Raw genomic sequence first — 23,057 nt, forward strand, 5'->3', positions numbered from 1 at the left:
AAAAGCTTTATTTTCACCCGATAAAATACCCATAAAACAAGAGGAAGCTCATTTGAGCTTCCTCTTGTGAAAAATTGTGGGACAGCAATGGCCTTGAGCGCCTTTTTTTATGTTGTTTTGCGAGTCATGGAAATTATTGTGTGCGTTTTCAATACCGTCGCTTAATAACAAAAACGCACTGTTTATGGCTTGAAAGTTGCGTAAAATTTATTCTTTTCAAACATTATAATAAGAAGTTGAAAATGAATGGATCAAAACAACATATCTATATTGTGCATGGCTATCAAGCATCGCCCAATGACCATTGGTTTCCGTGGCTAAGTCAAAAACTCAGTCAGATGGATCTGCATGCTGAAGTAAAACGTTTAGTGCTTCCGCATAGTGATGCACCACATTTCGAAGAATGGCAACAGGCTTTGGCCCTGCAAATGACCACTTTGGATGAAAATACCATCATTATTGCGCATAGTTTGGGGTGTCTGGCGACTTTACATTATCTCAGTAGTAAACTGCGTGAACGTCGAATTAAAGCGATCTTCTGTATTGCGGGTTTTAAAGCGGCTTTAAAAAGCTTACCTGAGTTAAGTGGCTTTATTGCGCAAGCGAAGTTGGACAGCGGTATACTCCACTCTCACATCGCTTCACGTGTGGTTATGTTTTCCAATAATGACCCTTATGTTCCACCTCCTTTGGCACTTACCTTTGGGCACTTCTTGAGTGCAGAGGTACTGGAGGTGAAACGTGCAGGGCATTTTATGCGGGAAAATGGCTATGCTGAATTTGAGCTACTGCTTAATACCTTAAAACCCCTTTTACAACAGCAGGCGGTGGCTCAGGGGTGATGCTGAATATAATATTGTAGTCCTTTAAGTAATAAATCATTTTCAATGCATGGTGCATACTCTGCCAAATAGCGTGCAAATACAGGCGCATCACCGCCAGTTAAAATCAGTTGGCGTGGAGACTGTTGCAAGACTTTTTCAATGGTACTGACCAAACCGAGCAAAATCCCATGATGCACTGCGTCGATGGTATTACGACCGGGACCGAGTTCATCAAAAGCCGCATCTGGAATTTTAATGCCTTTGGTGTTTTGGATCAGCGAGTCTCTTTGTAAGTAGAGATTTGGTAAAATATAGCCGCCCAAATGCTGTAAACCATCCGCCAAGTCGATGGTCAACGCCGTGCCACAGCTAATCACACAATAGTTCTGCTCTGGATTACGTGCGACAGCTAACACTTGCAACCAACGGTCAATTCCGAGTTGTTCTGGATGTTCATAACCACACTGTAGGCCAGCATAGTTGGCCTGTACTTGAGCAAAGGTGATCGGCACATTTAAACTTTTTAAAAGTCTACGGATTCGGTCATTATTTTTTTTGTCCTGAACCGAAGAAACACCAATCTGTTGGATGTTTAAGTTTTTAAAATGCTGAATTAGACCTAAAAGCAAATCGGCAGGGGACTGTAAATGTAACTCAGCCCCTTGTTCCAAAATTTGATCTTCCTGCGTAATCCAATACTTCAGACGAGTATTACCAATATCTAACCATAAATTTTTCATGATGATGCTCAATCATTTAAACAGGAATTATTGGGCGTAAACGGCCTTGATAAAAGTTTTCAACACCATTGGCAGTCTGAATTTGTACCGCACCATCATCTTGAATGCCTAAAAAGATGCCTTGAGACAGACCTTTCATGTATTCAAATTCAACCTGTTGCTGCATAAATGCTGCGTAATGATTGAAACGAGAAGCCAAATTTGCACTGTTATGGGTGAACCATAGGCCTGCTTGTTGAATCGCTAGATATAGTTCCGCCATTAAGCGAATTCGCTCTGCTTGGGCTAAACCCAGCTGTTCAAGTGAGCTGGTGGCTTGATCAAGCTGGGTATCTTCGACTTGGTTGATATTGATACCCACCCCAATAATAGCTTGGTGGCTTGACAGTGGTTCAACTAAAATCCCGCCCCATTTACCTTGAGCACTATAAAGGTCATTCGGCCATTTCACTTGCAGAGCAAGGCCTTGCAAACTCGGCATTTGCAAGATATTTAACGCAATTTCTAAAGCCAAGCGCCCATCTATAGGTGTTTTGGTCTGTAGCAATGTGCTTAAATAGATGTTTCCTTCAGGAGAAACCCATTGTCGTTGACGCTGTCCACGACCTTGAGTTTGTCGTGTACTGCAGACCAAAACGCTCTGAATCCCTTTTTGCGCAATTTCACGCACATCGTCATTGGTGGATGTGGTAACTGGCTTAAGCAATAAAACTTCAGGAAGTTGCTGTGCTTCAGCGAGAAGCTGTTGTAATTGGCGTGTCTCTAAATCCATATGAATCTGAGAAAAGTGAAAAATGATCATGGAGTTAATCATATATTTACTGATTGGTGCAATCGCTGGTTTTGCTGCGGGGCTATTTGGGGTCGGTGGTGGACTCATTATCATCCCGATTTTATATGTGGTGTTTACTCATCTGAACTATGACCCGAGTGTCATTATGCATATGGCGGTTGGCACATCACTGGCTACGATTATTGTCACGTCAATGAGTTCAGTGAGTGCACATCATAAACGTGGGGCAGTGTTGTGGTCTGTGTTTCGCAATTTGGCCCCAGGTTTAGTTATGGGCGCTTTTTTAGGTGCAGGCATTGCAGACTATATGTCAGGACATGGCTTACAACTGCTGATCGGTTTTTTTGCGATATGGGTGGCGTACAAAATGTTTAGTGGCGCACATGTTGAGGTCGATCCATCGCGTCAGTTGCCCTCTACAGGCAAACAGTTATTTGTCGGTGCAGGCATTGGTGTGGCTTCTGCGATCTTTGGCATTGGTGGGGGCAGTTTGACAGTGCCGTACTTAAACCGTCATGGTGTGGTTATGCAAAAAGCGGTAGCGACGTCAGCTGCTTGTGGCTTACCAATTGCAGTGGCTGGAGCTTTAGGTTTTATGTGGTTCGGGCATCGGGCTGAAGTGAATGTACCGAATACCATTGGTTATATTCATGTCTATGCCTTTTTCGGGATTGCGGTCATGAGTTTTATCACCGCCAAGTTTGGGGCAAAAGTGGCGCATCTTTTATCGCCTGCGATGTTGAAAAAGTGTTTTGCTGGTTTGTTGGTGGTAGTTGGTTTATATTTTATTTATCAAGGTTTTAGTTCTTAATTTCTTTGACAATGTTGTATGCGTTGCTGTTGATTGGCATTATAGACGGTAAAATTGTTAGACAATGACATAGTGTTTAGCGTTTAAGATCGGGTAAAACCTAAAAATAGGTCACTAAAGACCATGGATTGCATCTTATAAAAACAAGTTAGGAACAGTATGCAAGCACATGATACAGAGAGTTTGTCCGAACAAATTGCCAAGCACATCAGTGAACAAATCATTCGCGGTGAGTTGGTCGAAGGTGAGCGCATACAAGAATTACGTATTGCCGCTGAACTGGATGTGAGTCGCGGCTCGGTGCGTGAGGCCTTGTTACTGCTTGAGCGCACACATCTGATTGAAATCTACCCGCGCCGCGGCGCTATAGTCTCTGAAATGTCCGCTCAGCAAGTGCGCGCCTTGTTTGATATCAGTAGTCTGCTGTTGGGGCAAATTGTGCAACGTATTGCGGAGACATGGCGTAGCTATGAAGCGGAAAGTTTACAGCTGTTATTGGATGAGTTGGGGAATCAACTGAAACAGGGCAGTATCGAAAAATTTTATGATTTGATTTTTGAAGGATTGGCACGCCAGCATGAAATGGTGGGCAATGCCTATTTGATGAAGTTTTACCAAGAACTGTTACCCTCGATACGTCGGAGCTATTTTTTAACCTTAAATACTTCGCGTAGAGAGTTACAAGAATCTTATGATTTATTTAAACTGGTGACTGATGCGGTTTTAATCAGAAAATCACAACAAGCTACTTTATTTATGGAAGATTTTTGTCGACACTTACGTAACTTGGTGTTGGAATCTTTGACCCGAATGAAACAAATTGAACTTGCGTGGGCGAGACGCTCACGACGTTAGTCAGGACATTATGCGTTTAAGCAGTTTAAAACTTTCCGGCTTCAAATCTTTTGCCGACAGTACCACATTACACTTTAAAGATAACCGTACCGCAGTCGTTGGGCCGAACGGTTGTGGCAAATCCAATGTGATCGATGCTATTCGCTGGGTCATGGGCGAATCCAGTGCGCGTCAGTTGCGTGGTGGCAGTATGCAGGATGTCATTTTTACAGGCACGGCAAAGCGCAAACCTGTCAGTGTCGCCAGTGTAGAACTGCGTTTTGACAACACTTATGGCAAGTTAGGCGGTAGCTATAATGCCTATACCGAACTGGCGGTTAAACGTCAGGTCAACCGAGATGGCAAGTCTGAATACTTTTTAAATGGTACCAAGTGCCGTCGTCGGGACATTACAGATATATTCTTGGGCACAGGTTTAGGGCCACGTTCTTATTCGATTATTGAACAAGGCATGATCAACCGTTTGGTCGATGCAAAACCTGAAGAAATGCGGGTTTTTATTGAGGAAGCCGCAGGGGTTTCGCGTTATCAAGCACGTCGCCGTGAAACTTTATTACATTTGGATCACACCACGCAAAATTTATCGCGTTTAGAAGATATTGCCTCCGAATTAAGATCACAGTTAAAAACTTTAAAACGTCAGGCTGAAACCGCGATTCAATACAAAACATTGGAAAGCCAAATTCGCACCATTAAAGTCGAAGTTTTATCTTTTCAGTGTGAACAAAGCAGCCGTTTACAGCAAGAATATACGCTGCACATGAATGATCTAGGTGAGCAGTTCAAGCTGGTGCGTTCAGAGTTAACCACTTTAGAGCATGATTTGACGTCAACCAGTGAACTATTTCAACGCCTGATTCAGCAGTCCACGCCACTACAGAGTGAGTGGCAACAGGCCGAGAAAAAGCTGGCTGAGCTGAAAATGACTTTGGAACAAAAGCAGACACTGTTCCAGCAAAACACCACCACTTTGGCACAGCTTGAACAGCAGAAGGCGCAAACTAAAGAACGTATGCAACTGATCGAGCTGCAACTGGAAAGTTTGCACGAACAAAATGAGCTTCATACCGAACAGTTACAACAGCAAGAAAGTCAAAACCAACAGCAAAGCCAAGGTTTAACGGATTTAAAAGCACAGCAGCAACAGTTGCTTCAACAGTTTGAACAAGTCAAAAGTTTGGTTGAAAAACAGCAGCAACAAAAAACGCAAATGTTGGCGCAAAGTGAACAGTTGGCCAAAAACATTTTACGCTTTGAACAGCAAAAGCAAATTTTAGAGCAGCAAGCGGCGCAAATTCAAAACCAAAGCCAGTTGGATGCGATTGATCAACTGTTACATGCCAAGCAAGATGCTGAGGCACAGCAGTTACAACGTGAGCAAAGTATCATTGAGGTGCAGTTGCAGCTGGATGATTTGCGTATCCAACATCAAGCTGCTCAAACTGAGTTGAATCAGCACAAAGCAGATATACAGGTTTTAAGTGCCGAGCAGAAGCATCTAAAGCAGTTGTTGGTCAAAGTCAGTGCCTTAAAAAATAGTGATCATCCACAGTTGATGCATGTGCTGAAGCTTAAAGATGCGGCTAAAACCCATGCCGCGCTGGTCGAAAAATTCTTAGCCAAATGGCTTTCAGCGCATTGTTTGGACAACAGCGATGCATTCACCGATGCCGTTGCACGTCAGTTAACGCCTCAGCCGCATGTTGAGCTGATCGAAATTGCAGGTTGCGATAGCCTAGCCAGTTGGATTGAATCACCGCAATCTTCTTTGTGGCAGCAGGTAGGGGTGACCACCAACTTAAAACAAGCCTTGGCTCTGCAAAAGCAATTGAAAGATGGTCAGTCTCTTCTGAGTTTAGACGGTTATCATGTCGGCATGGACTGGGTGATTGGTTTGGATTATGACGAAGCGAGCCAAGCTGGACAGGGTGCGCTAAGTCATCGAATTCGTTTAGATGAAATTGAGCAGAGTCTTGCTGAAAAAATAGGACTTCTGACTCAGCTTGAAACGAAAACCACAGAGCTTCGTACTCAAGTCCAAGCTGTGGATGAGCAGTTAAAAGCGGATCAACAACTGTTGAAAAAAGAAGTTCAAGCGACGCAGCAGATTGATTTGAATATTGCCAAAGTGCAAAGTACCAACCAAGCCTTTGAAGTGCAAAAGCAACAATTGGCCAATCAACTGGCGCAGCTAGACAGTCAGCTTGAAGAAGATGCCATGCAAAAAGATGATCTGGAGATTGATCTGCATGCATTGAATATTAAGCTCGAGCAAAACTTGCCAAACTACAAAAGCATGCAGTTCCAAGTGGAGTCTTTGACTGAGCAACTGGATGATAGCCAGCAGCAGGCGCAGCAGGTTTGGCAAGCACTTGAAATGGTGCGTCGTCAGGCGGTGCAAACCACACAGCAGATTGAACTGTTAGAAAAAGACAGTACATTCTTAAAAGCGCAGTACCAGCAAATATTGTCACAGATGGAGCAGGCCAAAAAGTTTATTGACCCTGTACAACTTGAGCTGCCTGCCTTGGAAAGCCAGTTTAGCGAACAAGCACAGATCACTGAAAAGCTGCAAAAAACATGGTCTGAATGGCAAGTTGAGCTGAATGCGGTGCAAGAACGTCAGCAAAGTTTGACCGAACACCGTCATCAACAGCAACAACAAGATGAAAAGCTGAGAACCCAGTTAGAAGAGAAGCGTTTGGCATGGCAAGCGGCAAAGTCAGACTTACAACATTATTCTGAACAGCTGAAAGAGATGAATGTTGAAGCTATTGAGGGTTTGAACATTGAGATCAGCAGCCATCAACAGATTTTGGAAAAAGCGCAGCAGCAGTTTGAGAAATTGGGTGCAGTGAATTTGGCGGCTTCAGAAGAATATGAAGACGTGTCTAAACGTTTTGAAGAGTTGAGCCATCAAATTCAAGATTTGGAAAATACCGTTGAGCAGTTGCGTGCTGCAATGAAAAGTATTGACCAAGAAACCCGTAAATTGTTCATGAGTACTTTTGATCGGGTCAATACCGAACTACAAGATCTGTTCCCGAAAGTTTTCAATGGCGGTGAAGCGAGTCTGACTTTAGAAGATGACTGGCAGTCTGGGGTTAAACTCATGGCCCGTCCGCCAGGCAAACGCAATAGCTCTTTGGCGCTACTTTCAGGGGGAGAAAAAGCCCTGACCGCATTGGCCTTGGTGTTTGCGATTTTCCGCCTTAATCCATCGCCATTTTGTGTTTTGGATGAAGTTGATGCGCCTTTGGATGATGCGAACGTGGGAAGATTTTGTAATCTTGTAAAAGAGCTTTCTGAACAGGTGCAATTCATTTACATTACCCATAATAAACTCGCAATGACGATGGCGACCGACTTGTTAGGTGTTACGATGCCTGAACCGGGAACATCAAAGTTAGTGACTGTAAATTTAGAACAGGCAAAAGAATACGGTTTAGTCGCGGAGGCCTAATAAGATGGAATACACAACAATTATTGGTATCGTCATAGCAGTGATCATTATGCTGTTTGGGGTTCGAATGATTTTTCGAAAGCCGGCAGATGCAGCGCCTTCACTTGAGTCCGCATTGCATATCGATGCTGACAGTCAAAAACCGATTATCCCGCGTCACGTACGTGATCAACTGCAAACGGCATCAGTTGAAGAGGCTGAACGTCAAGAGCCGACTTTAAATGAAAGCTCTGTAGAAGAGACACTGTCTGAAAAAGCCGAACCGAAAGCTTTGGATGCAGACAGTGTGCTCGAAAGCAGCAGTACTGAACCAAGTTTGGATGCGTCAGCTGAGGTAGAAAATAAAGCAATAGACTCAGTCGCTCCTGAAAATGCTGTAGCAGATGCAACGGAATTAACGACTGAAAGCGCAAGCTCCTCGCTTGTTGATGACCAAGCAAAAGCAGATAAAGCTGAATTTAGTTTAAATGCCAATGTCGAAAAAGCCGAAATTTCAGAGTTTGACGATGAAAGCAGCATTTTAGATGCACATTTGTATGAGCAAAAAATTGTCGATGATGAAAGTGCCTTAGCCACAGCAGAGTCGTTTATTGCCCTGAATGTTTATCCTGAACGTCGTGCATTGTCTGGTGAGAAAACTTTAAAAGTTTTAATGAAGTATGGTTTACGTTTTGGCGAAATGTCGTGTTTCCATCGTTATAACGAAGATGGAACCAAGTTACTGTTCTCTGTGTTGCAGATTACTGATACAGGTATGGATGGTTTTGACTTGGAAAATTTGTCGACCGATCCAATTAAAGGCTTGGCATTTTTCTTGGCTTTACCACACCGCGATGTCCAAAATGCCTTTGACACCATGGACAGTATTTCACGTTTAATTGCTCGTGAAATCGATGGAACAGTTTATGATCAAAACAACCAAGAGTTCACGCCACAACTGCGTGAGCATTGGCGCCACTTGGCGATTGATTACCGTGCTGGACAAGCAATCGACGCTTAATCTGATTGAAAGCAGCGGTAACGATTTCTATAATAGACAGTAGAAATACAATTTTTAGGGCGGAACAAAGACCGCCCTTTTTTATGGTGAAATTATGACTCAAACTTCGACTGTCGTTGCGCAAATGCGTCAACTGATCCAAATTTTGGCACAGCATAATCATGCTTATTATGTGATGGATCAGCCGACCATTTTAGACAGTGAATATGATCAGCTTTTTCATCAGTTGAAAGCTTTAGAAGAACAATACCCTGAGTATATTCAGCCAGATAGCCCGATCAATAAAGTCGGTGGTAAACCTTTGGCGAAGTTTACGAGCGTGACCCATGTGGTACCGATGCTGTCTTTAGGCAATGTGTTTAATCAAGAAGAACTCTTTGCCTTTGCACGCCGTGCAGAAGAACGGTTGCCGAATCAAACGATTCAATATGATGTCGAACTGAAGTTTGATGGCCTTGCTATTTCACTGTGGTATGAACAAGGTGTGCTGGTGCGTGGGGTGACACGTGGTGATGGTGAAACAGGGGAAGACATTACTCAAAATGTCAAAACCATTCGGAACTTACCGAAGGTGTTGAGTACAGATCAGGGCGAAGTACCCACGCTACTGGAAGTTCGTGGTGAAGTTTTGATGCCTAAAGCAGGCTTTGAAAAGCTCAATGCCGAAAACGAAGCCAAAGGTGAGAAGACTTTTGCCAACCCACGTAATGCCGCAGCGGGAAGTTTACGTCAGTTAGACCCGAATATTGCGGCTTCGCGTCCACTCGCATTTTATGCTTATGGTATTGCGCAGTGTGAACCGAACCATGGTCAAAGTACCATGTCGGAAAGTCTAGAGTGGTTGCAACAGTTTGGCTTTGCAGTTGGTGAGCGTCATTTTGTCTGCGATAGTATTCAAGAAGTTCAAGTGGTTTATGAGCAAATCAATGCGGAACGACCACAATTGAGTGTGGAAATTGACGGCATGGTGATTAAGGTCAACAGCCTCAAACAACAGCAACAGCTCGGGTTTTTAAGTCGAGAACCGCGTTGGGCAACGGCTTATAAATTCCCTGCGGTGGCTGCGCTCACCACGGTTGAAAATATTGACTGGCAAGTGGGGCGTACAGGTACACTCACACCTGTGGCGCGTTTGAATCCTGTTGCTGTGGGCGGCGTGACTGTTTCAAATGTGACTTTGCATAATATTGGGGAAATTCACCGCCTAGATGTGCGAATTGGCGATACTGTCAGTGTTTACCGTAGTGGTGATGTGATTCCCAAAGTGGAAAAAGTGTGGCCTGAGTTCCGTCCTGTCGATGCGACTGAAGTTGAACTCCCGAGCCAATGTCCCGTGTGTGAATCGCCTGTGGTGATGCCCGAAGGTGAAGCTTTAGCACGTTGCTCTGGTGGTTTGTATTGTGCTGCACAGCGTATTGAGGCAATTCGCCACTTCGTGTCACGTAAAGCACTTGATATTGAAGGTTTGGGGGATCGTTGGGTCGAATCACTGTTACATCTTGATTTACTTAAAGATGTGGCTGACATTTATCACCTACATGAGCACCGAGAAAAACTATTAACCATTGAAAAAATGGGTGAGAAGTCCGTTCAGAACTTGATTGATTCGATTGAAAATAGTAAGAAAACCACTTTGGCTGCATTTATTTATGCCCTCGGGATTCGTGGAGTGGGTGAAACCACAGCACGGATGTTGGCCAATACTTTCCAAACTTTAGATGCGCTACGTGTCGCAGACATTGAAGCTTTAAAGAAAACCCCTGATGTCGGGGATATCACGGCGGAGTGGATTGTCGACTTTTTCCAAGCACCGCATAATCTTGAAGTTTTAGACCGATTATTGGCAGCAGGTATTCACTGGGATGCGCCTGTGGCACCAAGTCGCCAGCCTTTAAATGGTGAAAGTTGGGTCGTGACGGGTACACTCAGTACGATGGGGCGTGATGAAGCAACACAGCTCCTACAAGCACTGGGCGCACGTGTGAGTGGTAGTGTGTCGAGTAAAACCAAGTGTGTTGTTGCAGGTGAAAAAGCAGGTTCAAAGCTGGATAAAGCGGAGAAGCTTGGGATTGCTGTGATCAATGAAGCTGAGTTTATTCAACTGATGAAAGATTATGGACAGTTAGAGGCTTAGATTTTTGATTTGGATCAAAAATATACTGTTCAGATAATTGCGTTCAGTTAAAGCACATGACTAAAACGAATTTTAATGATGAGGGTTACAGCGGAGTCTTAGGTATTCGCATCAAATGCTTGAAGTTCGTATGTTACTTTGGATTAGCCCAAAGTAACCAAAGGCATTAGTCATCAGCAAAACTCGTTCATTGCCATCAATGAATAAAATTGTCGCAGAAACAATTTTTTTTCTAATGTAGTGTTGTCTCGAACAGTTGCTGATGACATTTCGTGTATCCCATACCTTCATAAATTTAGAAAAAGCATAATGCTCGTCAGTTATGAAATTGACTAGTATTATGCTTTTTATTTATTTTTAAGGAATATATTGTTTGATGACACCGTCATCGAGCAATTGTTGGAAGTGCTCAACGAGGCTTTCTCTGACATCTCGGTACTCTAATCCCAATTCTTTTTGGCTCTTGTTTGCATCAAAATAAATCGGATAACCCATATTCAATTCAACAAACTCGCGGCTAAAACCAATGAATGGGCCAATCACCTTAAAAGCTGCTTTGGGCAGTTCATTTCGTGGAAATGGAAACTTCCAACCAAAATGTGCTTTAAGCAATTGACCGATTTCAAGCAAACTTAAAGTTCCACCACTTACAATGTAACGACCTGTTGCTTCTGGATTGAATGCTGCTTGTAAGTGCGCTTCAGCAACATCTTGAACATCGACTACACCATTCCACATAGGTGGGACACCAGCTAAAGTCAAACCATTGGTAAACTGTTGTAAGACCTCAATTGAGCCTGACTGTGTATTTGGTGTTAATGAACGACCAAAGACCAACGCAGGGTTAATACATACCAACTGCCAACGATCTTGTGCCTCAGCCATTTCCCAAGCTTTACGCTCAGCCATCACTTTAGAATATGGATAAGGCTGATGGGTCTCGGAACTGCTGGTGTTCCAGTGACTTTCATTAAAAGTATTGTGGTCTGTTTTTAAAATATCAATGGCATCGCCATAGGTCGACGCAATACTCGAAGTGACAATGACGCGTTTAACGGACTCAGTTTCATTCACGGTGTTTAAGACATTTTCTGTACCCAAAACAGCAGGTTCAATGATGTCTTTCACCGCATCTTTATAGTTGGTAACGACGAAAGGAGAGGCCATATGAAAGACAATTTCACAACCTTGCATCGCTTCTTTAAAGGAATTGGGCTCGAGCAAATTGGCTTTAAATAGTTTCAGTGTTCCAGCACTGCTGTCTGCAATTTTAGATAAATGTGCGAAGCTTTGGGTTTTGTTCAAGTCACGTACAGTGGCATGAACGGTATACCCTTGGGTTAATAATTTTTGAATCACCCAACTGGCAATATAACCCGATGCACCTGTAACCAGTACCGGTGCTTGTGTTGCTAAGTTTGTCATAGATTACCCATTGTTGTTTTAAGTATTGGCTTAGTGTAAACGTGAATGCCATGAAAGTCTTTGCCTATGGGGTGAACAGGTGTCTGACTTATGCGTCATTTTATAATATTGCACCAGACTGTATTGAAAATGAGCGAGTAAAACGTATTTTTTCGCAGTAAGCTTAAATTTGTATTTTAGATCAGATAGATAAGTCAAATGATAAAATACAATAAATAATGATAATTATTTTACATATAATAATGATTCTCATTAAAAATAAGTGTTGTTTAAAATGAAATCCTTCTCTAAGAAAATTCTTGCAAGCTCTGTTGGGCTTTTGATGATGGGTGGAGGCTGTTTACAGCTTGCTTTTGCAGAGGAGGTTTCAGTTTTACCTGTCTTAAAATCAGAAGCGCAATCACAACAAGGCTATGCCGATGGTAAATTGGCGAAGGCGGCTGACTTGGGTGCTTTAGGGAATAAGTCAACGATTGATACGCCATTTACGGTTTCTACTTATACAGAGCAACTGATTCGTGATCAACAAGCATCGACAGTGGGGGAAGTTTTAGAAAATGATGCCAGTATTCGTGCGACGACCAATCAAGGTCATTTAAACGAAAACTTCCAAATTCGTGGTTTTAGTGTCGGCTATGATGATATGGCTTATAACGGGTTATACGCTGTAGCTCCTATGGGACGTATACCAACAGATCTACTAGAATCGGTGACAGTATTGAAAGGACCGAATGCTTTGGTTGCAGGTATGGCACCAGCAGGAAGCGTTGGCGGAGTAGTGATTGCGAATTCTAAACGTGCCGACCAAGATCTAACACGTATTTCGACGTCATTAGAAGATGAGAGTTATTATAAAACCAATGTAGATGTTTCTCGTCGTTTTGGTGACCAAAAACAATTTGGCGTTCGTGTAAACGGCACATATGGAGACGGTGAGCATCTTATTGAAGGTATGGATGACCGTTTAGCACTGGGTTCGATTGCAGCGGACTATACGACCGATAAATTAAAACTAAACTTTGATGCTTATGCCATTCGTGAAAACCGTGATAATGGTTCACCTGCAATGGTCTCTATGCAAAAAACAGGCGTAGTTGCTGCACCAAAGGGGGATAATAATTACTTTGATCAAATTCATGGGGAAACCTATAGCCGTTATGCGGGCTTAAATGGTGAATATAAATTCACTCCTGATACTAAGGTTTTTGCAGGTGTGGGTTATGTTGAAAAAGGTTATTCGGGGCATATTTTTGGTACGCGTATGATCTTGCAGAACAGTGCAGGTGATGCAACTTCGCAGTATTATCGAGTCGCATCTAAAGAAAATAACCTAAGTGGTAATACGGGTATTGAAACTAAATTCAATACAGGCGCCATTAAACATACCCTTGGGTTACGTGCAGATTATGTGCATCGCGAATACGATCAACACTCTCGTGCGACCAGTTCATCATTTACAACGAATCTTTATAATCCTAACTCGAACGGGACAATGCCAACGACCTATCCAACAGTTGTACCTTATGAAGATGATAAATTCATGAGTTATACCTTGATGGATCAAATTTCAATGTTGGATGACAAATTGCAGTTGATTTTGGGTGCTCGTTATCAAGATATGCAGTTAGAAAGTCTCACTACAGATGTGAAATACGATGAAAATAAGCTTTCACCAAGTTTAGGCATCGTAATCAAACCGTTTGGAGAAAATTTATCTTTTTATGCAAGTTATGTTGAAGGTTTATCAAAAGCAGACTCAGTAACTTCTACCGCGGATGTGAATGAAGGAAAACTGTTTAAGCCTTACGAAACGAAGCAATATGAAGTGGGGACGAAGTATCAAGCTGGTTCTTGGTTAAATAGCTTGGCGCTTTATCAAATTGAAAAACCGACTCTGATCACAACAGCTTTGGCGACAGCGGTTAATGGTAATACACAGATCACTGAAGATGGTGGGGAAAGTCGATCACGTGGTATTGAATGGTCCTTCTCAGGGAGTTTGACAGAGGACTTAAGTCTACTGGGAAGCATGGCTTATATTGATGCTGAATATACAAAAGGTTCTACAAGCACCACTGATATTTCAGGCAATACGATTTATGGTGTACCAGACTTTACTGCCTCATTAGGTTTGGATTATGCCGTACCTGTGGTAGATGGTTTAAATGTTAATGCTCGGGCTAACTATGTTAGTGAACAATATTTAGATAGTTTGAATACCTATAAACTTCCTGACTATACTATTCTTGATGTTGGTGCGCGCTATAAAACAAAACTGGGTGGTGTAAACACGACTTTCTTAGCCAATGTAGATAACGTGACTAATAAAAAATACTGGGAAGGTGTGTTCAACTCTTACTATGCAACGGTTGGTGGTGCACGTACCTATAAACTTGGCGTCACTTTCGATTTCTAATTTTTATGATCAGCCCATTGCGATTCAGTGGGCTTTTTTTATGTCTGAATGCTGTCTCATTTAAGTTGAACGCAATGATGAAATTTCTCGGTTTACTCCTGTGCTGTGGTGGTTGTGTGCTGCTGTATTTGACACATCCTAACCAAACGGTTCTTAAACAGGCTGTGGCGAAAAAGTATCGTTGGGTCGGGTGGATTGGTTTTGTTTTGGCATTGGTTCTTTTACTGGCGGTATTACCAAAACTGGTGGCGGTGTTGATGTGGTTACTGATTCCATTGGTGTTGTGGTCAGCACTACCATTTATTCCTTTATTACATGGGGCTTTGACGCATGAGGTTACTACGCGATCAAAAGATACAACCTGACTGGTGGACGAAAAGCTTTGCAGGAGCAGTCCTTGGACTCAGCCTAGCTTTCGCTTTAGCTGCATTAATCACAATGTGGGGACTGCAATCTGAGTATCGTAGTCTTGCTCCACAGTTAGGGATGTGGTCGATTCCTTGGATTTGGCTACCGTTATTTTTTGTGGCCTATTTTATTCCACGCGGATGGCAGTCCATTGTGATTTATCTGTTTTTCAATGTTGTGGCTTACACACTCGTATTTTGGCTCAGAGGGCAATAGGGCATGAAGGTACGTACAGATATTCTCCGACTGGCCAAAGAGTTACATACATGGGTGGGGATTTGTGCAGGCATTCTCTTGTTCATTTGCTTTTTTGCAGGTGGGCTGAGTATGTTTCAGCATGATTTGAGTAAGTGGGCAACGCCACCGCAACAAAGTTTAAATACGGTTGAATTCCATCAGTACAACGATTTGGTGTCACAGGTACAGCAGCAGTATCCTGAAGCGCAAAAAAGTTTCCAGATCAATTTAAACTCCAAAGAGTTCCATTATGCCCCGATTCAGTGGCAACCTGCGCAAAGTCAAGCACATGATGATCATGCCTTTGATACCGATCAAAGCGCGATGTTAGCAACACTGAAACCAGATGGGACTTTACAGGTTGAACAAGAAAACTTATCTAAACTGGGTTGGTTGATTGAACAACTGCACGAAACGGCAGGCATTCCAGGGATGCTTGGGCATCATACACTCGGTGTTTATGTGATGGGTGTGGTATCCGTCTTATATTTTTTGGCGTTGATGACAGGCTTGATCGTTCTCTTGCCAACGTTGGTCAAAGATTATTTTGCGATACGGCAAGGTAAGAACAAAAAACGCTTTTGGCTTGATGCGCACAATGTGATTGGCATTACCAGTTTACCGTTTCATATTTTGATAAGTGTGACGGTGATTGTTTTTGCATTTCATGATCTCTTTTATGATGGTTTAGGGCAATTGGTGTCCAAAGGTAAGCCATTGTTTGAGCGTCCCGCTACGGTACAGATTGTAGATCCAGTTCCTCAACTGGATGTCGAAAAAATACTCTTACAGATACAGCAACAAGCACTGGGCTATGAGGTCTCGTCTGTAAGCTTTAACAACCTAGACCAATCTGCCAAGGCATCGGCACGCGTCAGTTTATATAGTCCAGATCAGATGTTACGCGGTGACAACTTTGATGTGATGTTTTTCAATCCTTATCAGCCTGCACCTTATAGTACAGCCAATTTAAATACCCAAAGTTCTGGTCTAGATCAACTGATTCGATCGATGTTCAGTTTGCACTTTGGTAACTATGGTGGAGATTTTACCCGTTGGTTGTATTTGGCCTTGGGTCTGGGCGGAGCATTTTTATTTTACTCAGGCAATATTCTATGGATTGAATCGCGTGTAAAGCGACAAAAAAATCCAAATTTAGCACCACTTGCCCAACGTAAAGATGTGCAATTCATTGCAAACTTAACCATAGGGGCATGTTTGGGAACGATCTTTGGCATTGTTATCAGTATGTTGATCGGGCGTTGGGCCTATGTCCTTAGTCCTGAGCTACACAGTATCAATGCATGGTTTATGTATATCTATTATGCGATTTTTATCTTCAGTTTAATGCTTAGCTTTGTACTGGGCGCGGCGCGAGCATTACCAACGTTACTGCTGTCGATTGTGATTGTTTTACTGCTCATGCCCTTGACTTCTGCTATAGCACTGCTCTTACCTGAGATTGGACTATGGTCATCTTTTTCCTCTTTATGGTGGATTGACGTCTTTGCTATTCTTTTTGCAGGGTTATTTTCCCGTTTTTATCGCCAAGCTCAGGCCCGACTCCAGTCCGCAGAAGTGGGTTCTCTTTGGTCCGTTGCTCAGAACAAGTGAAAGAATGAATACCGTTCCAAGGCTGAAATAAGAAGCATTTTTAATGGTTACAAAATGAAGCACAGGGCGGTTCAAGCCTAAAAAGCCTTTGTAAAAGGGATGAAGTTTTGCAAAGGCTTCTTTTATAACTATTATTTTGATGATTTATACTGCAAATGCGTATGTTTCTCATTTTAATTTTATAAAAATCATAAGCTTACATAATTTATCTTTTGCAAAGTGAATTAAATGTGTCCATAATGGTTGCATTAGAGAATGGAGATTTTGAAATGCGTGGCAATCCTGAAGTCGTAGACTACTTAAATATGTTGATCGGTGGAGAATTGGCTGCACGCGATCAATATCTCATTCATTCACGTATGTATGAAGATTGGGGTTTGAGCAAAATCTTTGAACGTATCGATCATGAAATGCAAGAAGAAGCACAGCATGCGGATGCGATCATTCGCCGGGTTTTGTTTTTGGAAGGCACACCGAATATGCAACGTGATGACGTTGAAATTGGTGAAGATGTGTTTTCATGCTTAAAAGCCGATTTAAAGCTTGAATATCATGTACGTGAAAAATTAGCACAAGGCGTAAAATTGTGTGAAGAAAAGGGTGATTACATTACCCGTGATATGTTACGTCAACAAATGTCAGATACCGAAGAAGACCATACCTATTGGTTAGAAAAACAATTACGTTTAATTGAGTTGATTGGTCTGCAAAACTACATTCAGTCTCAAATGTAAGAGATGCCAGCTACCAGTTTTATGTAAAGGTGGCATGTGTATTTACATACTGAGTAATCAAAAAGCCTTCGAATCAATGTCCGAAGGCTTTTTTGTATGGGTTATTTTTTAGAGAATTTTTGAATATCTGCCAATACTTGTCCCGCATGGGTTTGGGTATTCACACTGCTGTAGTGATAGACCACCGTACCTTGTGGGTCAATCAGAAAGGTTTCACGTTTCGCAATTTTCGTGATGCCTAAGTTCCGCACGATGCCGAGTTGATTTGCCAGTTGATGATTGTGATCAGCCAAAATAGGGAAATTCAGTCCCAACTTTTTAGAAAATTTTTGATGTGACTGTACATCGTCCAAACTCACGCCTAAGACCACCGCATTTTTTTTGCTAAATTGTGGGTAGAGTGCTTTGAACTGATTGGCTTCTTGGGTGCAGCCCGGCGAGTCATCCTTCGGATAAAAATAGAGAACGACCCATTTGCCTTGATATTGTTTGAGCTCATGCCATTTGGCATTTTGATCTTGTAACTTAAAACTCGGTGCGGGCTTGCCTACCCATTGTTTTTGGTCTGATGAAACGCTTGAAAAAGCTGGTGCTGCATAAGTGGCGCTACTGATGGCACAGAAACTACCTAGCGAAATTAAGCTAATCGTTGCCATTTGCATTATTTTCATTGTGTAGGCTGTCCAGAAATGTATTTCATTGATCTTAGCAAATTTTAAGGCACTAAAGTGCTGAAATTCTGGTGTCTAAATCTGAACTATTTATGTAAATTTACTGTTCATTCAAATGACTTGCTTTGCAACGGAGTCTGAGGTTTTATACTGTTTGAAATTTACAGTTTTAGAGTCTGCATTGAATCAACGTATTTTACTCATCACGGGCTGGGGTGGTGGGACCAAGTTACTGCAACCTTTGGCTCATGCTTTGCAGCACAAAGGGCATATGGTTGAGCTGATCAATATTTTTAATGGATTGGATACACAGGCGTTGCAGCAACATGCTGAACAAGCCAAAGATTTTGATGTCATTATCGGTTGGTCTTTGGGGGGGCAACTAGCGACTTTATTGGTCGATGCTATTGAACAGCAGTATCAACAGCAAAAAATATTAATCACTTTGGCTTCAAATCCGTGCTTTGTGGCGTATGAAAATTGGCAAACTGCAATGAGTCCAGCGACATTTCAAAGTTTTAAACAATCCTTCGAAGCAGATGCGATTGCAACCTTAAAAAAATTTGGATTTATGGTGTGCCAAGGGACGGCAACCACCAAGCAAGATTTTTTGCAGTTGCAAAGTTTGATTCAGCCTCAGTCTTTAGATCTGTTAAAACAGGGACTAAATTGCTTAGAGCATTTAAATACGGTTGAGATCTTACAAAATTATACGGGGCATCAACTCCATCTGCTGGCTAAACAAGATTTTTTAGTTAGCTACAAAGTCTTGGATAATTTAAAAGCTTTAGGTGCAAATTTTTTAGATGCGATGCTTTTAAGTGGCTCACATGGACTTCCAGTTTTTCATGCCAATGAAGTAACTGACAAAATCTGCCAATATTTACAAAAAATGGATTAAACAATTCGCTGAGTGGCGAATATCGCAATTTCTTTTTGATGCGCGCAGGTTTAAGATCAGTCAAATTGAAATTTTGCTGTAACTGTAGTCGATATGGAGTTAAGGATGACTGAGATCAATGCCAAATTGGATGGTGAGTTGGATGACTTAGCATTTGATCGGGAACATATTTGGCATCCTTATACCTCGATGACCAATCCACTCCCCACTTTTAAAGTCAAAAAAGCCTTTGGTTCAACCATTGAGTTAGATGATGGTCGTCAGCTGATTGATGGAATGTCTTCGTGGTGGTGCACCATACACGGCTATAACCATCCTGAATTGAATCAGGCCGTGACAGATCAACTACAAAATATGTCGCATATTATGTTTGGTGGTTTTAGCCATGATCCGGCCATTCAACTGGGCAAATTACTGTTGCAAATCACCCCGCCAAGTTTAGATAAAATTTTCTATGCAGACTCGGGTTCTGTTGCGGTTGAAGTAGCGTTAAAGATGGCAGTTCAATATTGGACTTCGCTTGGGAAACAAGACAAAACCAATTTTGTCACCCCGCGTTCGGGCTACCATGGTGATACATGGAATGCGATGTCGGTCTGTGACCCTGTCACTGGGATGCATCAAATTTTTGGCTCAAGTTTACCCAATCGTATTTTTGTTCCTGCCCCGCAAGTTGCCTTTGATGCAGCATGGAATCAGGATGATATTCATGAGCTTGAAAATACTTTAGCTAGACAGCATGAAAGTATCGCCGCGCTGATTATTGAGCCGATTGTTCAGGGTGCAGGTGGGATGCATTTTTATCATCCTGAGTATTTACGACAGGCCAAATTGCTCTGCGAAAAATACGGTGTTTTACTGATTTTTGATGAAATTGCGACGGGTTTTGGGCGTACGGGGAAACTCTTTGCTTGGGAACATGCGCAGGTCGAACCTGACATTATGTGTATTGGTAAGGGTTTAACAGGCGGCTATATGACTTTGTCTGCAACCTTAACCACAAAGCATATTGCTGAAACCATCAGTCGAGGCGAAGCGGGCGTATTTATGCACGGTCCAACGTTTATGGCCAATCCCTTGGCGTGTGCGGTGGCGGCGAAAAGTACAGAACTCCTCATTTCACAAGATTGGCAAAGCAATATTCAACGCATTGAAACACAACTTCGTACCGCCTTGACCCCGTTGCAGTCACTTGAATATGTTCATGAAGTTCGTGTATTGGGTGCCATCGGTGTGGTTGAGCTGACGTTTAATGTGGATATGAAGACCTTGCAACAGGAGTTTGTCCGCCGTGGTATTTGGGTGCGACCCTTTGGAAAACTGGTTTATGTGATGCCCCCTTATGTGATTACCACACAGGAACTGAAGACCTTGCTTGAGCAATTGGTTGAAGTGGTGGTGCAGATGCAGGAGCCTGTAGTATGAAGCATGTAGAGCATTTTGCAGCGCAGTTGGATATCCTTAAACAGCAAGGCAATTTGCGCCGGTTTACGTCCAATGTGCAGCAAGGGCGGATGATTCGAATCAATGATCATGAGATGTTGAATTTGGCATCGAATGATTATCTAGGATTGGCTGCAAATATCGAATTACGAGAACAGTTTTTCGATGAAACACCGAATGCGCAGCGCTGGATGAGTTCAGCTTCTTCACGTTTATTGACGGGTAATTTTCCTGAATATGAACAGTTTGAGGCCAGTCTAAGTCAAGCTTTTCATGGTCGAGCGGCTTTGGTATTCAACAGCGGCTATCACATGAATATTGGTATTTTACCTGCGTTAGCGGACAGTAAAACTCTAATTCTGGCTGATAAATTAATCCATGCCAGCATGATTGATGGTATTCGCTTATCGACAGCGAAGTTTGTACGTTATCGCCATAATGACTTGGCGCATTTGACTCAACTTTTACACAAGTATCATACCGATGATGCTTTTGAGCGAATCATTGTGGTGACGGAGTCCATTTTTAGTATGGATGGTGACGAAACCGATTTGGCTGAATTGGTCCGCATCAAAAAACAGTTTGAAAAAGTCATGCTCTATGTCGATGAAGCACATGGTATTGGTGTGCGTGGTGAGCAAGGTTTGGGCTGTGTCGAGCAATATCAAGTGATTGATGAGATCGACTTTTTGGTTGGTGCTTTGGGTAAGGCTATGGCTTCAATCGGCGGCTATCTGATTTGTCATCCTGTGATTCGAGACTATCTGATCAATACTATGCGTCCATTGATTTTTAGTACGGCACAACCGCCGATCTGCATGGCGTGGAGCAACTTTATCTTGCAACAAGTCTTGCAGTTAAAGACCGCACGACAGCATTTACACAGTATCAGTCAGACCTTGCAGCAAGCAGTTCAGACCAAAGGTTTTGCTTGTCCTTCAACGTCTCAAATTGTCCCTGTGATCATCGGTGATTCGAGCAAAACGGTGGAGAAGGCGAAAGCTTTGCAACATGCAGGTTTTTATATTATGCCTGTACGACCACCGACTGTGCCGCAGCATAGTTCTAGACTACGTATTTCCTTGACCGCTCAAGTTCGCCATACTGATTTAGATCAGTTGATTCAGTTGTTGTGAGTGAGTCGTGAAGAATTTAGAGATTGATAAATCCCAAGTCGCATTGCGCTTTGCTCAGGCAGGGCAAAGTTACACTGAGCATGCGATTGTGCAAAAGAAAATTGCACGACGGCTTTTTAATTTAATCCAACGTTATACCGCTAAAACGCAATTTGAGCGGGTGTTTGAAATTGGTTGTGGTTCAGGAAATTTAAGCCATTTATTGCTGAAAGATTTCCAAATTTCACACTATCTACTGAATGACTTATATGCCGAGGTGCAGCAGCACTTTCAGGGTTATTCAAATATAGAGTGGTTGTTGGGCGATATTGAACAGCTTGTTTTTCCAGCTCATTTAGAACTGATCGTATCGACCTCTGCACTACAGTGGATGACAGATCTTGATGCTGTTTTGCAGAAAGCGAATGACAGTCTGCTTCCACAAGGTCTATTTTGTTTTTCCACTTTTGGTGAGCGGAATTTACAAGAGATTAAGACCTTAACGGGGCAAGGTTTAGATTATGTCAACCTCGATCAACTACGGGAAAAATTGCAAAACCAAGGATTTGAAGTTCTGCATTTGTCTGAACAGATTGAGTACTTAGACTTTGCGACCCCGAAACAGATACTGCAACACTTAAAAGCCACAGGGGTTACGGCAACTGCCTCTAGCTTTCGCTGGACCAAGCACTCGCTTGAACGCTTTTATCAAGATTATCAACAATTTTCACAACTCGATACATCAGGTCAGATTCATTATCACCTGAGTTATCACCCTATTTATTGTATTGCACGGAGAATGCCATGACTGGATCAGTTTACTTTATCAGTGGAATCGATACAGGCATTGGGAAAACCTATACCACGGGCTACTTAGCCAAGCTTTGGAATGAGCAAGGCCAAAAAACCATTACCCAAAAGCTAGTGCAAACGGGCAATGTTGATGTTTCTGAAGACATTGAACAGCACCGTAAAATTATGGGTATGGGTTGGTTCCCTGAAGATGACAGTAAGCTGACCATGCCTGAAATTTTTAGTTATCCTGCATCGCCACATTTAGCGACTAAAATTGATGGTCGTGAGATTGATTTTGCAAAAATCGAGCGTGCTACTCAGCAGCTGGCTGAAAAATATGAGGTGGTGTTGTTAGAAGGTGCGGGTGGTTTGATGGTGCCTTTAACCACAGATTTACCTAGCATTGACTATATTGCAGCCAAGCAACTGCCTGTCATTTTGGTGAGTTCGGGGCGTTTGGGCAGTATTAACCATACCCTTTTAAGTTTAGAAGCACTGAAAAGCCGTGGTTTAGAGCTTTACGCTTTAGCCTATAACTTAAATGATGAGTCACAAGATGAGCTCATTTCTAAAGATACCGCGACCTATTTAAAAGCTTATTTGGCGACACATTTTCCGCAAGCATTGTGGATCGACATTCCCGTGTTGAAGTAATTTGTAGAGTCATAAAAAACCGCT

Annotated in this window: 20 protein-coding genes; 16 read left to right on the forward strand and 4 right to left on the reverse strand. The window is 42.5% G+C overall.

The genetic code is table 11. From position 1 onward, the window contains the following. Positions 1 to 242 precede the first annotated feature (242 nt). Entirely contained in the window at positions 243 to 842 is a 600-nt protein-coding gene (locus AXW61_RS08700) for an alpha/beta hydrolase (protein WP_062034026.1), read from the forward strand. On the opposite strand, the gene AXW61_RS08705 is transcribed toward AXW61_RS08700, so the two are convergent. Both AXW61_RS08705 and AXW61_RS08710 read right to left on the reverse strand, forming a co-directional pair. Further along, positions 833 to 1,564 (reverse strand): type III pantothenate kinase, encoded by a 732-nt coding sequence (locus AXW61_RS08705; RefSeq protein WP_062034027.1) that lies wholly within the window; start codon positions 1,562 to 1,564, stop codon positions 833 to 835. The two genes, AXW61_RS08700 and AXW61_RS08705, sit on opposite strands and share 10 nt — an antisense overlap. Positions 1,565 to 1,580: 16 nt before the next feature. Next, the gene (locus tag AXW61_RS08710) at positions 1,581 to 2,336 is read right to left on the reverse strand and encodes a biotin--[acetyl-CoA-carboxylase] ligase (RefSeq protein WP_062034076.1); all 756 of its coding nucleotides are present in this window, start codon (positions 2,334 to 2,336) and stop codon (positions 1,581 to 1,583) included. 28 nt (positions 2,337 to 2,364) lie between these two features. Between AXW61_RS08710 and AXW61_RS08715 the strand changes: the two genes are divergently transcribed. The 5 genes from AXW61_RS08715 to ligA all read left to right on the forward strand — a co-directional run bounded on the left by AXW61_RS08715 (position 2,365) and on the right by ligA (position 10,620). Next, positions 2,365 to 3,168 (forward strand): sulfite exporter TauE/SafE family protein, encoded by an 804-nt coding sequence (locus AXW61_RS08715; protein ID WP_062034028.1) that lies wholly within the window; start codon positions 2,365 to 2,367, stop codon positions 3,166 to 3,168. Between the two features lie 159 nt (positions 3,169 to 3,327). Further along, on the forward strand, positions 3,328 to 4,023 hold the full coding sequence (locus AXW61_RS08720) for a GntR family transcriptional regulator (RefSeq protein ID WP_062034029.1): 696 nt from the start codon (positions 3,328 to 3,330) through the stop codon (positions 4,021 to 4,023). Between the two features lie 10 nt (positions 4,024 to 4,033). Then, positions 4,034 to 7,486, forward strand: a complete 3,453-nt coding sequence (gene smc, locus AXW61_RS08725) for a chromosome segregation protein SMC (RefSeq protein WP_062034030.1) — start codon at positions 4,034 to 4,036, stop codon at positions 7,484 to 7,486. A 4-nt stretch (positions 7,487 to 7,490) separates the two neighbouring features. Continuing rightward, a complete protein-coding gene (locus AXW61_RS08730) occupies positions 7,491 to 8,486 on the forward strand; it encodes a cell division protein ZipA C-terminal FtsZ-binding domain-containing protein (RefSeq protein WP_062034031.1) in 996 nt (331 codons plus the stop codon). Positions 8,487 to 8,580: 94 nt separating this feature from the next. Further along, positions 8,581 to 10,620, forward strand: a complete 2,040-nt coding sequence (gene ligA / locus AXW61_RS08735; RefSeq protein WP_062034032.1) for an NAD-dependent DNA ligase LigA — start codon at positions 8,581 to 8,583, stop codon at positions 10,618 to 10,620. Between the two features lie 357 nt (positions 10,621 to 10,977). On the opposite strand, the gene AXW61_RS08740 is transcribed toward ligA, so the two are convergent. Next, the gene (locus AXW61_RS08740; RefSeq protein ID WP_062034033.1) at positions 10,978 to 12,045 is read right to left on the reverse strand and encodes an aldehyde reductase; all 1,068 of its coding nucleotides are present in this window, start codon (positions 12,043 to 12,045) and stop codon (positions 10,978 to 10,980) included. A 274-nt stretch (positions 12,046 to 12,319) separates the two neighbouring features. Between AXW61_RS08740 and AXW61_RS08745 the strand changes: the two genes are divergently transcribed. The 5 genes from AXW61_RS08745 (at position 12,320) to bfr (ending at position 17,454) form a co-directional block, all read left to right on the forward strand. After that, positions 12,320 to 14,461 (forward strand): TonB-dependent receptor, encoded by a 2,142-nt coding sequence (locus tag AXW61_RS08745; protein WP_062034034.1) that lies wholly within the window; start codon positions 12,320 to 12,322, stop codon positions 14,459 to 14,461. Between the two features lie 74 nt (positions 14,462 to 14,535). Then, positions 14,536 to 14,826, forward strand: coding sequence for a hypothetical protein (locus tag AXW61_RS17485; RefSeq protein WP_155858667.1), 291 nt, complete (start codon positions 14,536 to 14,538; stop codon positions 14,824 to 14,826). Next, positions 14,792 to 15,085, forward strand: a complete 294-nt coding sequence (locus tag AXW61_RS08755) for a hypothetical protein (RefSeq protein ID WP_062034036.1) — start codon at positions 14,792 to 14,794, stop codon at positions 15,083 to 15,085. Before AXW61_RS17485 ends, AXW61_RS08755 begins: the two co-directional genes overlap by 35 nt. A gap of 3 nt (positions 15,086 to 15,088) precedes the next feature. Next, positions 15,089 to 16,720 carry a PepSY-associated TM helix domain-containing protein gene (locus AXW61_RS08760; protein WP_062034037.1) on the forward strand — a complete coding sequence of 544 codons (1,632 nt, stop codon included), beginning with the start codon at positions 15,089 to 15,091 and terminating at the stop codon, positions 16,718 to 16,720. A 269-nt stretch (positions 16,721 to 16,989) separates the two neighbouring features. Continuing rightward, entirely contained in the window at positions 16,990 to 17,454 is a 465-nt protein-coding gene (gene bfr, locus AXW61_RS08765; protein ID WP_062034077.1) for a bacterioferritin, read from the forward strand. Between the two features lie 101 nt (positions 17,455 to 17,555). Here bfr and AXW61_RS08770 read toward each other — a convergent pair whose 3' ends face one another. Beyond that, on the reverse strand, positions 17,556 to 18,125 hold the full coding sequence (locus tag AXW61_RS08770; RefSeq protein WP_062034038.1) for a peroxiredoxin: 570 nt from the start codon (positions 18,123 to 18,125) through the stop codon (positions 17,556 to 17,558). Positions 18,126 to 18,279: 154 nt separating this feature from the next. Here AXW61_RS08770 and AXW61_RS08775 point away from each other — a divergent pair, with 154 nt between their 5' ends. The 5 genes from AXW61_RS08775 (at position 18,280) to bioD (ending at position 23,033) form a co-directional block, all read left to right on the forward strand. Further along, positions 18,280 to 19,026: a hypothetical protein gene (locus AXW61_RS08775; protein ID WP_062034078.1), complete on the forward strand. Its 747-nt coding sequence runs from the start codon at positions 18,280 to 18,282 to the stop codon at positions 19,024 to 19,026. A 105-nt stretch (positions 19,027 to 19,131) separates the two neighbouring features. Then, complete coding sequence (gene bioA / locus AXW61_RS08780) at positions 19,132 to 20,451, forward strand: adenosylmethionine--8-amino-7-oxononanoate transaminase (RefSeq protein WP_062034039.1); 1,320 nt, start codon at positions 19,132 to 19,134, stop codon at positions 20,449 to 20,451. Beyond that, positions 20,448 to 21,605, forward strand: a complete 1,158-nt coding sequence (locus AXW61_RS08785; protein ID WP_062034040.1) for an 8-amino-7-oxononanoate synthase — start codon at positions 20,448 to 20,450, stop codon at positions 21,603 to 21,605. The genes bioA and AXW61_RS08785 overlap by 4 nt, the downstream gene beginning before the upstream one ends. 7 nt (positions 21,606 to 21,612) lie before the next feature. Beyond that, entirely contained in the window at positions 21,613 to 22,392 is a 780-nt protein-coding gene (bioC, locus tag AXW61_RS08790; RefSeq protein WP_062034041.1) for a malonyl-ACP O-methyltransferase BioC, read from the forward strand. Then, complete coding sequence (gene bioD, locus AXW61_RS08795) at positions 22,389 to 23,033, forward strand: dethiobiotin synthase (RefSeq protein ID WP_062034042.1); 645 nt, start codon at positions 22,389 to 22,391, stop codon at positions 23,031 to 23,033. The genes bioC and bioD overlap by 4 nt, the downstream gene beginning before the upstream one ends. The last annotated feature ends 24 nt before the right edge of the window (positions 23,034 to 23,057 follow it).

The organism is Acinetobacter sp. BMW17, from assembly GCF_001592855.1.
GTDB classification, from domain to species: Bacteria; Pseudomonadota; Gammaproteobacteria; order Pseudomonadales; family Moraxellaceae; genus Acinetobacter; species Acinetobacter johnsonii.

Coding starts and splice junctions, on each gene's coding strand:
- AXW61_RS08715 (WP_062034028.1), top strand. CDS start 2,365: ATGGAGTTAATCATATATTTACTGATTGGTGCAATCGCTGGTTTTGCT.
- AXW61_RS08770 (WP_062034038.1), bottom strand. CDS start 18,125: ATGAAAATAATGCAAATGGCAACGATTAGCTTAATTTCGCTAGGTAGT.
- AXW61_RS08755 (WP_062034036.1), top strand. CDS start 14,792: ATGAGGTTACTACGCGATCAAAAGATACAACCTGACTGGTGGACGAAA.
- bioD (WP_062034042.1), top strand. CDS start 22,389: ATGACTGGATCAGTTTACTTTATCAGTGGAATCGATACAGGCATTGGG.
- AXW61_RS08710 (WP_062034076.1), bottom strand. CDS start 2,336: ATGGATTTAGAGACACGCCAATTACAACAGCTTCTCGCTGAAGCACAG.
- AXW61_RS08730 (WP_062034031.1), top strand. CDS start 7,491: ATGGAATACACAACAATTATTGGTATCGTCATAGCAGTGATCATTATG.
- AXW61_RS08740 (WP_062034033.1), bottom strand. CDS start 12,045: ATGACAAACTTAGCAACACAAGCACCGGTACTGGTTACAGGTGCATCG.
- ligA (WP_062034032.1), top strand. CDS start 8,581: ATGACTCAAACTTCGACTGTCGTTGCGCAAATGCGTCAACTGATCCAA.
- AXW61_RS17485 (WP_155858667.1), top strand. CDS start 14,536: ATGATGAAATTTCTCGGTTTACTCCTGTGCTGTGGTGGTTGTGTGCTG.
- smc (WP_062034030.1), top strand. CDS start 4,034: ATGCGTTTAAGCAGTTTAAAACTTTCCGGCTTCAAATCTTTTGCCGAC.
- AXW61_RS08745 (WP_062034034.1), top strand. CDS start 12,320: ATGAAATCCTTCTCTAAGAAAATTCTTGCAAGCTCTGTTGGGCTTTTG.
- bioA (WP_062034039.1), top strand. CDS start 19,132: ATGACTGAGATCAATGCCAAATTGGATGGTGAGTTGGATGACTTAGCA.
- AXW61_RS08760 (WP_062034037.1), top strand. CDS start 15,089: ATGAAGGTACGTACAGATATTCTCCGACTGGCCAAAGAGTTACATACA.
- AXW61_RS08700 (WP_062034026.1), top strand. CDS start 243: ATGAATGGATCAAAACAACATATCTATATTGTGCATGGCTATCAAGCA.
- AXW61_RS08720 (WP_062034029.1), top strand. CDS start 3,328: ATGCAAGCACATGATACAGAGAGTTTGTCCGAACAAATTGCCAAGCAC.
- AXW61_RS08785 (WP_062034040.1), top strand. CDS start 20,448: ATGAAGCATGTAGAGCATTTTGCAGCGCAGTTGGATATCCTTAAACAG.
- bfr (WP_062034077.1), top strand. CDS start 16,990: ATGCGTGGCAATCCTGAAGTCGTAGACTACTTAAATATGTTGATCGGT.
- AXW61_RS08705 (WP_062034027.1), bottom strand. CDS start 1,564: ATGAAAAATTTATGGTTAGATATTGGTAATACTCGTCTGAAGTATTGG.